The sequence below is a fragment of the Rhizobacter sp. genome, from assembly GCA_019635355.1.
In the GTDB taxonomy this organism is placed as follows: domain Bacteria; phylum Pseudomonadota; class Gammaproteobacteria; order Burkholderiales; family Burkholderiaceae_C; genus Rhizobacter.
This window is the reverse complement of record JAHBZQ010000001.1, coordinates 586181-596865: the sequence shown is the minus strand read 5'-3', so window position 1 is coordinate 596865 and position 10685 is coordinate 586181. Positions and strand designations below refer to the sequence as shown.

Here is a 10685-nt window from a genome sequence, read left to right as displayed (position 1 = left end):
GCAGGCTCAGGGTGCCGGCACCAGCACCACGCGGGTGACCTCGGACGGCGCGCCAAGCCGCTTGGGCGGGCCCCAGTAACCCGTTCCCCGGCTCACGTATACCCACAGGCCGCGCAGGCGGTGCAGGCCCGCGGTGAACGGCTGCTGCAGCGGCACGAAGAAATTCCACGGGAAGAACTGGCCCCCGTGCGTGTGCCCCGAGAGCTGCAACTGGAAGCCGGCGCGCTCGGCCACCTCGGCACTGCGCGGCTGGTGGGCGAGCAGCACGCGCGTGGCATCGGCCGGCGCACCGGCCAGGGCGCGCTGCGGGTCGCTGCGGTGGGCGGGGTCGAAGAGATGCGCCGTGTAGTCGGCCACGCCTGCCAGCACCAGGGGCGCGGCACCGTGTTGCAGGACGACGTGCTCGTTGAGCAGCACACGGATGCCGAGCCGCTTCAGCTCGGCGATCCAGGCGTGGGCGCCGGAGTAGTACTCGTGGTTGCCGGTGACGAAGAAGGTGCCGTGGCGCGAGCGCAGTTCGGCGAGCGGCGCCACGTGGGGGCTCAGCTCGCGCACGCTGCCATCGACCAGGTCGCCGGTGACGGCCACCATGTCGGCGTCGAGCTGGTTGACCGTGTCGACGATGGCGCGCAGGTACGGCGCCTTGATCGTGGGGCCGACGTGGATGTCGCTGATCTGCGCGATGGTGAAGCCTTGCAGCGACAGCGGCAGGCCGGCGATGGGCACCTCGACATGGACCACGCGGGCACGGCGGCGCGCGTTGACGAAGCCCCACAGCGTGACGAGCACGGCGATGACGGGCACTCCTTGCCCTGTCCAGCGCGCGAGTTGAGCAGAGGCTCCGGCGAGCGAACCGATCAGCAGCACCAGCTCTCTCAGCAAGGTCAGCACCAGCAGCGACGAAAAGAGCCCCATGAAGACGAAACCGACCCACGCGAAGGCCTCGGCGGCCTGGCGGTTCTGCATGCGCCGGGAGGTCATGCTGAGCGGCATCAGCACGGCCGAGGCGACGAGCACCACCGCCAGCCCCCACGCTGACACGCCGTCCAGCTGCGGCACGAGCCGCCAGCCGATGTAGAAGTGCAGGAGTGCGACGATGAACGAAATCGGGGTGAGCGACATGGCGCGGGATCGCAGTCGGTGAGAGCCGGCAGATGGGCCCGACTGTGCGTCAGTTCAATGGAGCGCGGAGTCCAGACGAAAAAAAGCCCCGCGAGCGGGGCTTTTGCTATCTGGCTGGCGGAGTCGGAGGGATTCGAACCCTCGATGCAGGTTTTGCCCACATACTCCCTTAGCAGGGGAGCACCTTCGGCCACTCGGTCACGACTCCAGCACAGGGCGGCATTCTAGTTCAGAACATCGCCCTCAAAGCGCAACGCTCAAGCAGGTTGTTGTTCGAGCTCGAAAGCCTTGTGGAGCGCGCGCACGGCGAGTTCCATGTACTTCTCGTCGATCACCACGCTGGTCTTGATCTCGCTGGTGGTGATCATCTGGATGTTGATGCCCTCTTCCGACAGGCAGCGGAACATCTTGGCCGCCACGCCCACGTGCGAGCGCATGCCGATGCCGACGATGCTGACCTTGCAGATCTTGTTGTCGCCGGTCACTTCCTTGGCGCCCATCTGCTGCAGCACCTTGTTCTTCAGCAGGTCGATGGTGCGGGCGTAGTCGTTGCGGTGCACGGTGAACGAGAAGTCGGTCTTCCCGTCGTGCGACACGTTCTGGATGATCACGTCGACGTCGATGTTGGCTTCGGCCACGGGCCCGAGGATCTGGAAGGCGATGCCGGGCTTGTCGGGCACGCCGGCGACGGTGATCTTGGCTTCGTCACGGTTGAACGCGATGCCTGCAACAACGGCTTGTTCCATTTTTTCGTCTTCCTCAAAAGTGATCAGGGTGCCGGACTTGGCCTCTTCGGCGAGGTCGATGTCCCAGGGGGTGAAGCTGGAGAGCACACGTGTGGGCACGCGGTACTTGCCGGCGAATTCGACCGAACGGATCTGCAGCACCTTGGAGCCGAGGCTCGCCATCTCGAGCATCTCTTCGAAGCTCACGGTGTGCAGGCGGCGCGCGTCGGGCACGATGCGCGGGTCGGTGGTGTAGACGCCATCGACGTCGGTGTAGATCAGGCATTCGTCGGCCTTCATCGCGGCCGCCACGGCCACGGCCGAGGTGTCGGAGCCGCCACGGCCGAGCGTGGTGATGTTGCCCTTGTCGTCAACGCCCTGGAAGCCGGTGATGACGACCACCTTGCCGGCGGCCAGATCCGCACGCACGCGCTTGTCGTCGATGCTCTGGATGCGTGCCTTGGTGTACGACGAGTCGGTGGCGATGGGCACCTGCCAGCCTGCGTAGCTCACGGCTTGCAGGCCTTCAGCCTGCAGCGCGATGGAGAGCAAGCCCACCGACACCTGCTCGCCGGTGGAGGCGATCATGTCCAGCTCACGCAGCACGCCGTCGCTCGCAATCTCGGGCGACAGCTCCTTGGCCAGGCCCAGCAGGCGATTCGTCTCGCCGCTCATCGCCGAGGGCACGACGACCATCTGGTGCCCCGCGCGCGCCCACTTGGCCACGCGTTTGGCGACATTGCGAATGCGCTCCGTGGAGCCCATGGAAGTGCCGCCGTATTTGTGAACGATGAGTGCCATGAAAAGAGCCGGTCAAAGGAGGGAAACCGCGCATTTTAGCCGCGCTGCCAGCGCAGGCGCAGCCGCGGCTGGCCGGGCAGCGCCTGCACGCGTGCATCAATGCCCAGGCCGGGCACGAAGACCAGCTGGCCACCGCTGTAGACGAGCGGCCCGTCGCGTTCCCAGGCCGGCACCTCGGCGGCCTGGTATTGCTTCTTCAAGCTGCGCGCCGGTCGGCCGATGCCGGCCATGAACTGCTCGCCGCCGCTGCGCGGGCGCAGTTCGAGTTGCGCCAACCATGCGGTGTGCACGCCGCCTTCACGGGTGCGCGAGGCGACCAGCTCGCCACCCCAGCCGGGCAGCGGATAACGACCGGGGCCCTCGATGCGCAAGGCCGCTTCCGGCTCCGAGGCAGGCGCAGCGTCTGCGGGCTTGTGCGTCAAGCGGCCACGATGTCGGTGCAGGTCACCTGGTGGCCATTCCCAGCGTGCCTCGCCCGGACCAGGCAACTCGACCTGCAGGCGCTGCAACAGCGACGAACTTGGCAACGCCCCGCCTTCGCGCAGCAGCCACGCACGCAAGGCGTTGACCCGCCTCGACGCGCTGAGCCGCTGCCAGGCCGCGACCTGCAGGCCGCGGGCGTCGGCCACGTCGGCCAAGTCGATCGCGGCTAGCTCCGCCAGGGCGTCGGTCGCCTGCGCCGCCCACGCTGCTGCATCGGCCAGGCTGGCCTCGGCATGAGGAAATGCTTGTGCCAGCGCCGGCCACACCTCGAGACGCAGGCGGTTGCGTGCGAAACGCGGGTGCTCGTTGCTGTCGTCGTCGACGAAACGCAGGCGGTGCTGCCGCACATAGGCTTCGATCGCCGAACGAGGGCGCTGCAGCCAGGGCCTCTCCCAACGCACGCCGTCACGTTCGGCCGCCTGCGGCATGCCAGCCAGACCGGCCACACCCGCGCCGCGCAGGGCTTGAAGCAGCAAGGTCTCGGCCTGGTCGCGCTGGTGGTGGGCGAGCAGCACCACCGAAGCGCCCTCGCGCAGCGCCATCTCGCGCAGCGCCCGGTAGCGCTCGCGCCGGGCCCAGGCTTCGATGCTTTCGCCGGTCTCGGGTCGGCCCGTGAGGCGATGCGCGCACAGCCGCAAGGGCAAGCCCTGCTTCGCCCACCGGGCGCATTGCCGCTGCGCATGCAGCAGCCACTCGTCGGCGTGGGCGCTCAGCCCGTGGTGAACATGGAGGGCCAGAACTTCAACGCCCTGCCCCACCGCGGCGGTGGCGGTGGCATGAAGCAGGGCGGTGGAATCGCGGCCGGCGCTGTAGGCCACCGCGATGCGTCGTGGCGGATCAGCGGTCGCTGGTGTCCGTGAAGCGGCCATAGGACTGCAGACGTTCGTAGCGCCGCTGCAGCAATTCCTTGGGCTTGAGGTCGACGACCTGGCGCAGCGCGTCGTTGAGTGCGCGCTTGAGGAAGGCGCACATCTGCTTCGGGTCGCGGTGCGCGCCGCCGACGGGTTCGTTGACGATCTTGTCGACCAGCCCGAGTGCCTTGAGCCGGTGTGCCGTGATGCCGAGCGCTTCGGCCGCGTCGGACGCACGTTCGGCGGTCTTCCACAGGATCGACGCGCAGCCTTCCGGCGAGATGACCGAGTACACCGCGTACTGCAGCATCAGCACCTGGTCGCCCACGCTGATGGCCAGCGCACCACCGGAGCCGCCCTCGCCGATGATGGTGACGATGATCGGCACTTCGAGCTGGGCCATCTCGAAGATGTTGCGGCCAATCGCCTCGGACTGGCCACGCTCTTCAGCGCCGATGCCCGGGTAGGCACCCGGCGTGTCGACGAAGGTGAACACCGGCAGGCCGAACTTCTCGGCCAGCTTCATCAGGCGCAGCGCCTTGCGGTAGCCCTCGGGGCGCGACATGCCGAAGTTGCGCATCGCTCGCTCTTTCGTGTCACGGCCCTTCTGGTGACCGATGACCATGCAGGCCTGTCCGTTGAAGCGGGCGAGGCCGCCGACGATGGACTGGTCGTCGGCGAAGTGGCGGTCGCCGCGCAGTTCCTGGAAGTCGGTGAAGACCTCGTTGATGTAGTCCATCGCATACGGTCGCTGCGTATGACGAGAGATCTGCGTGACCTGCCACGGGGTCAGGTTGGAGTAGATGTCCTTGATGAGCTGCTGGCTCTTCTTGCCGAGCCGGTCGATCTCTTCGGAGATGTCGACCGCCGATTCGCTTTGTACGTAGCGCAGCTCTTCGATCTTGGTTTCAAGCTCGGCAATGGGTTGCTCGAACTCGAGAAAGTGTCGTTTGCTCATCCGTCAGGATCCCGGTGTGTTGACGCGCAGGGCGCGCGTTGTGCGTGAGGCGAGAAGAGTCTCAATCAGAGACAGGGTCTCAATAAGCCACAGGCAGAGGGTCGAGGCTGCGCCAAATGTACCACGTGGCCACCGAGCGAAAGGGGGCCCAGGCGTCGCCCACTTCACGCGCTTCGGCCCTGGAAACGGGCTCTCCGCTGAAGTAGTTGATGCTGATGCCCTTGATCAGCCCCACGTCGTCGAGCGGCAGCACGTTGGGCCGCATGAGGTGGAAGATCAGGAACATCTCGGCCGTCCAGCGACCGATGCCGCGGATGGCGACCAGCTCCTCGATGATGGCCTCGTCGTCCATCTGCTGCCACTGGCGCACATGGACCTTGCCCGACTCGAAATGCTGGGCCAGGTCGAGCAGGTATTCCACCTTGCGCGCCGACAGGCCGGCGCTGCGCAGCACCGCGGCCTCGATCTGCGCCACGGCCGCGGGCAGCACCCGTGTGGGCGCACCATCCATCAAGGCGACGAAGCGATCCCACACCGCCTGTGCGGCCTTGACCGAGATCTGCTGGCCGACGATGGAGCGCGCCAGCGTCGTGAACGCGTCACCGCGGCTCTGCAACTGCCCTTCCCCGCACTGGGGAATGAGCTTGCGCATCACGCGGTCGCGTTTGGCGAGGTGCTTGCACGCCTCGTCCCAATAGTCGGGGGTGACGGTGCGCACCGGATCAGGCCTTGGTCCAGGTGGTGCCTTGCGGCGAGTCCTGCAGCACGATGCCTTGTGCGAGGAGCTCCTTGCGGATCTGGTCGGCGAGTGCGAAGTCGCGCGCTTTCTTGGCGGCCGCTCGCTCGTCGATCCTGGCCTGGATCGACGCGTCGTCAATGCCAGCGCCCCCCTGCAGATAGGCGCGCGGGTTCTGCTGCAAGAGGCCGAGCAGACCGGCGAGCCCTTTGAGGAGCGCTGCTTGCTCCGGTGACCTCGCGCGGTTCACATCGCCGGCCAGCTCGAACAGGATGGCCACCGCCTCGGGCGTGCTGAAGTCCTCGTTCATCGCGTCGCGGAAGCGAGCGGCTTGCGGCTGCGCCCAGTCGACGGGCACGGCGGGCACGTCGAGATCGAGCAGCGCGGTGTAGAGGCGACGCAGTCCGTTGCGTGCGTCCTGCAGGTTCGCATCACCGAAGTTCAGCGGGCTGCGGTAGTGCGTGCGCAGCATGAAGAAGCGCAGCGTCTCGCCGTCGTAGTGCTTGAGCACGTCGCGGATGGTGAAGAAATTGCCGAGTGACTTCGACATCTTCACGCCCTCGCCTTCGTCGTTCACGACGTTGAGGAAGCCGTTGTGCATCCACAGGTTGACGAAGCGCTTGCCGGTCGCGCCTTCGCTCTGCGCGATCTCGTTCTCGTGGTGAGGGAATTGCAGGTCCATGCCGCCGCCGTGGATGTCGAACTGCTCGCCGAGCAGCGCGCAGCTCATGGCCGAGCATTCGATGTGCCAGCCCGGGCGGCCCGGGCCGTAGTCGCTGGCCCACTTGGCGTCGTCGGGCTCGGTGGGTTTGGCCGACTTCCACAGCACGAAGTCGAGCGGATCGTCCTTGCCGTCGAGCACGGCCACACGCTCGCCGGCACGCAGCTGGTCGAGCGACTTGCCAGAGAGCTTGCCGTAGCCCTCGAACTTGCGCACCGAGTAGTTCACGTCGCCATTGGAGGCGCGGTAGGCAAAACCGTTGCGCTCGAGCTTGCCGATCATGTCGAGCATCTGCGGCACGTAGTCGGTGGCACGCGGCTCGTGGGTCGGCGGCTCGATGCCGAGCGCGGCCACGTCTTCGTGCATCGCCTGCGTCATCTCGGCGGTGAGCTGGCGAATGGGGATGTTGCGCTCGAGCGCACGCTTGATGATCTTGTCGTCGATGTCGGTGATGTTGCGCACGTAGGTGACGCGGTAACCCGAGGCCCGCAGCCAGCGGGCCACCACGTCGAAGGCCATCATGAAACGCGCGTGCCCCACGTGGCACAGGTCGTAGATGGTCATGCCGCAGACGTACATGCGCACATGGTTGGGCTCGATGGGAGCGAACACCTCGGTCTGGCGGGTCAAGGTGTTGAAGATGCGCAAGGTCATCGGATGGACTGGGAGCTGGAAGGTGCCCGATGCTGTGAAATTCAACCGGCCGGCTTCAGGTTGAAGCACTGGCGCTGGGGCTGTTGAACGGCTGTCGGACAGTGGGCCTGCGATACAATTTTCGGAGTATAGCGGCCGGGCTTTCGAGGGCGTTTCAAGGGGCGTCTCCCGTCATTTCCCTCTTGCGCAAGTGCCCACCGAAGGCTCGCCCAAGTCCCCCAGGCGCCTCATCTCGGCGCAACCAACCCACCTCACGACGCCGATGGCACGTCTACCCTTTCCGCTTCTGAGCCTTGCCGTTGCGGCGGCGATGACCTTCGCTACCGGCGCGCATGCCGACGAGTACGCCGACGTCGATCGCCTGTTCAACGCAGGCCAGTGGGCCGAAGCCGTGCAGAAGGCCGACCAGTTCCTCGCGACCCACCCGCGCGATGCGCGCATGCGCTTCCTGAAGGGTCTCGCGGTCGCCGAACAAGGCAGGAGCGTCGAGGCCACGGCGATCTTCGTGAAGCTGACAGAAGACTTCCCTGAATTGCCCGAGCCGTACAACAACCTGGCCGTGCTCTACAGCAAGCAAGGCCAGTACGACCAGGCCCGGCGTGCGCTGGAGTCGGCCATCCGCACCAACCCCAGCTACGCGACCGCCTACGAGAACCTCGGCGATGTCTATGCAAAGCTCGCAAGCCAAGCCTATTCGAAGGCCCTGCAGGTAGACGGCAACAACACCGCGAAGGTCGGCCCGAAGCTCGCGATGATCCGCGACCTCTTCGCGCCAAAGAGCGCTGCGTTGGCCGTGGCAAGCGCGAAGCCGGTCGCGACCACCAAGCCGCCGGCACCGCCCGCCCCCCCACCCGTTCCGGCTCCCGCCCCGGCACCGGCGACGGTCGCGAAGGCCAGCCCTACACCCCCGGCACCACGCCCAGTGACTGCCACGCCGGCCGCACCCGTGGCGCCCGCGGCGAGCAATGCCGATCAGGACGTGCAAGCCGCGGTGCAGGCCTGGGCCAGCGCCTGGAGTCGCAAGGACGTCGAGGCCTACATCGCGGCCTACACGCCCGCCTTCAATGGCGGCAAGAACCGCAAGGCATGGGAAGCCGAGCGCCGCGCGCGCATCGAAGGCAAGCGCAGCATCTCGGTCGCGCTCAGCGCAATCGAAACGCGCGTGCAAGGCGACAAGGCCATCGTGCAATTTCGCCAGCAGTACAACGCCGATACGCTCAAGGTCTCCAGCCGCAAGACGCTCGAGCTGGTAAAGGTGTCGGGCCGCTGGCTGATCCAGAAGGAAAGCACCGGCTCGTGAGCCCCGCGAGACTGGCTCAGCGCACCCGGGTGGCGCACAAGGCTTGGCTTGGCGCCACCGTCGTGGCGGCCTGCGCCCTCGGCGCCTCGCTTCCGGCGCTCGCGGCCCCGCCTGCCGCGAAGAGCAACGCCGCCGCACCTAGCCCCGCGTCACCCGAAGCCAGGCTCATCGAGGTGTACCGCCTCATCCGCGGCGGCGACACGCGCCAGGCGCTCGCCAAGGCCGAGTCGCTCGCACGCGACGTGCCCAATTTCCAGCTGGCCCAGCTCGTCTACGGTGACCTGCTGCTCACGCGACGCGGCAAGCTCGGGTCGCTCGACGTTGCACCGTCCGAACTGCCGGCCTCGGCAGCGGCCAACTGGGCGCAGCTGCGCCAGGAAGCGGCCGTGCGCCTGGCCGCCCTCACCGAGCGCCCGCCAAGCCAGGCCATTCCGCGTCAGTTCATCGACCTGCCGACCAGCACCCGCCACGCGATTGCCGTCGATGCCAGCCGCTCGCGGCTCTACCTCTTCGAGAACGATGCACGAGGCCTGCGCCTCATCGCCGACCACTACGTCTCGCTCGGCCGCCTCGGTGTCGACAAGAAGGAGCAAGGCGACCAGCGCACGCCGCTCGGCGTGTACTTCATCACCAGCCGCCTCGAAGCCCGCCAGCTGAAAGATTTCTACGGCCCGGGTGCGCTCACGCTCAACTACCCCAACGAATACGACCGTCGCCGCGGCAAGACCGGCGGCGGCATCTGGCTGCACGGCGTGCCACCCGAGAACTATGCGCGCGCGCCGCAAAGCACCGACGGCTGCGTGGTGCTCGCCAACGACGACCTGCTGCGACTGCTGCGCGAGGTGTCGCCACGCCGCACGCCGGTCATCATCGCGCCGAAGATCGAGTGGGTGGCACAGAGCCACACCGAGCGCGAGCGCACGGCCGCGCGAGCCCTGGTGGAGCAATGGCGGCAGGCACGCTCACGCGGTGACCTGAGCAAGCTGATGTCGTTCTACTCGACACAGTTCACGAGCGGCACCGCCGACCTCGCGCAGTGGTCGCAAATGATGAGCCGCGAAGTGAACGCGGCGCGCGGCCGCGAGTCCGAGCTGAAGGAACTCTCCATCCTGTCGTGGCGAGACACCAGCGAGGTGCTGATCGTGACCTTCGGCGAAGTGCTCAAAGGCCAGGTCAGCGGCCCCATGAAGCGCCAGTACTGGGGCAAGGAGGGTGGACAATGGAAGATCTTTTTCGAAGGAGTGATCGGATGATGAAAACCCGCTGGTTGCCCGTGCTCGCCGCTGCCGTGATCGGCCTCGGCGCGAGCCTTGCCGCCCATGCCCAGAAGGTCAAGCTCGCCACCTCGATGGGCGACATCGTGGTCGAACTCGACGCGGCCAAGGCGCCCAAGACGGTCGACAACTTCGTGCAGTACGTGAAGGCCGGCCACTACGACGGCACCGTCTTCCACCGCGTGATCGACGGCTTCATGATCCAGGGCGGCGGCATGACGGCCGACATGAACGAGAAGAAGACCCGCGCCCCCATCCCGCTCGAAGCCGACAACGGCCTGAAGAACCTGCGCGGCACGATCGCGATGGCCCGCACCAGCATCCCCGATTCGGCCACCTCGCAGTTCTTCATCAACGTCAACGACAACGACGCCCTCAACGCCCGCGGCCCCGGCAACGGCTACGCCGTGTTCGGCAAGGTCGTTTCGGGCATGGACGTGGTCGACAAGATCCGCCTGGTCAAGACCGGCAACAAGCCCCCTCACGCCAACGTGCCCGTCGAGCCCGTCGTGATCAAGAAAGCCACCCTGGAGAAATGACATGAGCAAGACCATCGAACTGCAGACCAACAAGGGCAACATCCGCCTCGAGCTCGACGAAGCGAAGGCACCGGTGACCGTCGCCAACTTCGTGTCCTATGTCGAGAAGGGCCACTACGACGGCACGGTCTTCCACCGCGTGATCAAGGGTTTCATGATCCAGGGCGGCGGCTTCGAGCCCGGCATGAAGCAGAAGCCCACCGATGCGCCCATCCAGAACGAAGCCAACAACGGTCTGAAGAACGACCACTACACGATCGCGATGGCGCGCACGAGCGCCCCGCACTCGGCTTCGGCGCAGTTCTTCATCAACAGCACCGACAACGACTTCCTCAACTTCAAGTCGGAGTCGCCCAACGGCTGGGGCTACGCCGTGTTCGGCAAGGTCGTCTCGGGCCAGGACGTGGTCGACGCGATCGAAGGCGTGAAGACCGGCAACCGCGGCGGCCACGGTGACGTGCCGCTGGAAGACGTGGTCATCACCAAGGCTGTCGTCGTCTGACGTGAGGAGCATGCGGCGC

The 10685-nt window shown here is 66.6% G+C and carries 10 protein-coding genes and 1 tRNA gene; 4 read left to right on the top strand and 7 right to left on the bottom strand.

The features are described 5' to 3' along the window. Nucleotides 1-6: 6 nt before the first annotated feature. From KF892_02685 to cysS, 7 genes are all read right to left on the bottom strand, one after another. On the bottom strand, nucleotides 7-1122 hold the full coding sequence (locus tag KF892_02685; GenBank protein MBX3623892.1) for a metallophosphoesterase: 1116 nt from the start codon (nucleotides 1120-1122) through the stop codon (nucleotides 7-9). Between the two features lie 115 nt (nucleotides 1123-1237). Beyond that, nucleotides 1238-1330 (bottom strand) — tRNA-Ser (locus KF892_02680). Nucleotides 1331-1379: 49 nt separating this feature from the next. After that, nucleotides 1380-2648 carry an aspartate kinase gene (locus KF892_02675; protein MBX3623891.1) on the bottom strand — a complete coding sequence of 423 codons (1269 nt, stop codon included), beginning with the start codon at nucleotides 2646-2648 and terminating at the stop codon, nucleotides 1380-1382. Between the two features lie 35 nt (nucleotides 2649-2683). Continuing rightward, complete coding sequence (tilS, locus tag KF892_02670) at nucleotides 2684-4000, bottom strand: tRNA lysidine(34) synthetase TilS (protein MBX3623890.1); 1317 nt, start codon at nucleotides 3998-4000, stop codon at nucleotides 2684-2686. After that, the gene (locus tag KF892_02665) at nucleotides 3969-4940 is read right to left on the bottom strand and encodes an acetyl-CoA carboxylase carboxyltransferase subunit alpha (protein MBX3623889.1); all 972 of its coding nucleotides are present in this window, start codon (nucleotides 4938-4940) and stop codon (nucleotides 3969-3971) included. The genes tilS and KF892_02665 overlap by 32 nt, the downstream gene beginning before the upstream one ends. Nucleotides 4941-5019: 79 nt before the next feature. Beyond that, a complete protein-coding gene (locus KF892_02660) occupies nucleotides 5020-5592 on the bottom strand; it encodes a DNA-3-methyladenine glycosylase 2 family protein (GenBank protein MBX3623888.1) in 573 nt (190 codons plus the stop codon). Nucleotides 5593-5662: 70 nt separating this feature from the next. Beyond that, on the bottom strand, nucleotides 5663-7051 hold the full coding sequence (cysS, locus tag KF892_02655; GenBank protein ID MBX3623887.1) for a cysteine--tRNA ligase: 1389 nt from the start codon (nucleotides 7049-7051) through the stop codon (nucleotides 5663-5665). Nucleotides 7052-7313: 262 nt separating this feature from the next. Between cysS and KF892_02650 the strand changes: the two genes are divergently transcribed. Genes KF892_02650 through KF892_02635 form a run of 4 tightly spaced genes read left to right on the top strand, consistent with a single transcriptional unit; the run spans nucleotide 7314 to nucleotide 10666 of the window. Then, nucleotides 7314-8351, top strand: a complete 1038-nt coding sequence (locus KF892_02650; protein ID MBX3623886.1) for a tetratricopeptide repeat protein — start codon at nucleotides 7314-7316, stop codon at nucleotides 8349-8351. Between the two features lie 29 nt (nucleotides 8352-8380). After that, nucleotides 8381-9604 (top strand): L,D-transpeptidase, encoded by a 1224-nt coding sequence (locus tag KF892_02645; GenBank protein MBX3623885.1) that lies wholly within the window; start codon nucleotides 8381-8383, stop codon nucleotides 9602-9604. Next, nucleotides 9601-10164, top strand: a complete 564-nt coding sequence (locus tag KF892_02640; protein MBX3623884.1) for a peptidyl-prolyl cis-trans isomerase — start codon at nucleotides 9601-9603, stop codon at nucleotides 10162-10164. Before KF892_02645 ends, KF892_02640 begins: the two co-directional genes overlap by 4 nt. A 1-nt stretch (nucleotide 10165) precedes the next feature. Further along, the gene (locus KF892_02635) at nucleotides 10166-10666 is read left to right on the top strand and encodes a peptidyl-prolyl cis-trans isomerase (GenBank protein ID MBX3623883.1); all 501 of its coding nucleotides are present in this window, start codon (nucleotides 10166-10168) and stop codon (nucleotides 10664-10666) included. The last annotated feature ends 19 nt before the right edge of the window (nucleotides 10667-10685 follow it).

Coding starts and splice junctions, on each gene's coding strand:
- KF892_02685 (MBX3623892.1), bottom strand. CDS start 1,122: ATGTCGCTCACCCCGATTTCGTTCATCGTCGCACTCCTGCACTTCTAC.
- KF892_02675 (MBX3623891.1), bottom strand. CDS start 2,648: ATGGCACTCATCGTTCACAAATACGGCGGCACTTCCATGGGCTCCACG.
- tilS (MBX3623890.1), bottom strand. CDS start 4,000: ATGGCCGCTTCACGGACACCAGCGACCGCTGATCCGCCACGACGCATC.
- KF892_02665 (MBX3623889.1), bottom strand. CDS start 4,940: ATGAGCAAACGACACTTTCTCGAGTTCGAGCAACCCATTGCCGAGCTT.
- KF892_02660 (MBX3623888.1), bottom strand. CDS start 5,592: ATGCGCAAGCTCATTCCCCAGTGCGGGGAAGGGCAGTTGCAGAGCCGC.
- cysS (MBX3623887.1), bottom strand. CDS start 7,051: ATGACCTTGCGCATCTTCAACACCTTGACCCGCCAGACCGAGGTGTTC.
- KF892_02650 (MBX3623886.1), top strand. CDS start 7,314: ATGGCACGTCTACCCTTTCCGCTTCTGAGCCTTGCCGTTGCGGCGGCG.
- KF892_02640 (MBX3623884.1), top strand. CDS start 9,601: ATGATGAAAACCCGCTGGTTGCCCGTGCTCGCCGCTGCCGTGATCGGC.
- KF892_02635 (MBX3623883.1), top strand. CDS start 10,166: ATGAGCAAGACCATCGAACTGCAGACCAACAAGGGCAACATCCGCCTC.